The following is an 817-nucleotide window of genomic DNA, read 5'->3' as shown; positions in this document are numbered from 1 at the left end:
GAGAAGATCCACACCGGCCAGGAGGTCCTTGACCTGGGGCTCGGGCGTGATCCACAGTCCGCGGTGGTGCACTCGAAGCGCTCGCGGCTGCTACTGGAGGTGCTCCGCGGCGCCTGGTACACGCTGGGGTTCGACGCCGTCGAGGACGAGGCGTTCTTCCAGCTCGTTGCCGCCCGGCTGATCGAACCGACGTCGATGACCGATTCCGCCCGCGTGCTGGGCGAGATCGGGCTGGAGGCCGTGCACCGCTCGACGATGAAGCGCTGCCTGACGCGGATCGGTCAGCGCAAGTACCGCGACCTGATCGCCGCGAAGTGCTTTCAGCACGCCTCCACCAGCGGGGACGTCTCCCTGGTGCTCTACGACGTCACGACGCTCTATTTCGAGGCGGAAAAGGAAGACTCCCTGCGGAAGGTCGGCTACTCCAAAGAGCGGCGGGTGGATCCGCAGATCGTGGTCGGGCTGCTGGTGGACCGTGAAGGGTTCCCCCTGGAGATCGGCTGCTTCGAGGGGAACAAGGCCGAGACCGCCACGATTGTGCCGGTCATCAAACAGTTCCAGGCCCGCCACGACCTCGCGGACATGGTCGTCGTCGCCGACGCCGGCATGCTCTCCGCCTCGAATCTGACCGCTCTGGAGGAGGCGGGGCTGCGGTTCATCGTCGGCTCACGAATGACTAAAGCCCCCGGCGATCTCGCGAACCACTTCCACTGGCACGGGGACGCCTTCACCGATGGGCAGATCATCGACACGATCACCCCGCGCCACGGCAAGACCCGCAGCCAGGGCACCAGTCAGCGGGCCGAACCCGTCTGGG

At 66.5% G+C, this 817-nt stretch carries 1 protein-coding gene; it reads left to right on the top strand.

Going from position 1 to position 817, the window contains the following annotated elements:
• Positions 1 to 817, top strand: an 817-nt coding sequence (locus tag AC5020_RS16925; RefSeq protein ID WP_464989146.1) for an IS1634 family transposase, incomplete at both ends; no start/stop codon positions are given.

The sequence above is a fragment of the Brachybacterium sp. SYSU DS0246 genome (assembly GCF_059391765.1).
Note: the sequence above shows the minus strand (reverse complement) of the source record. Positions and strands in the feature narration are given on the sequence as shown.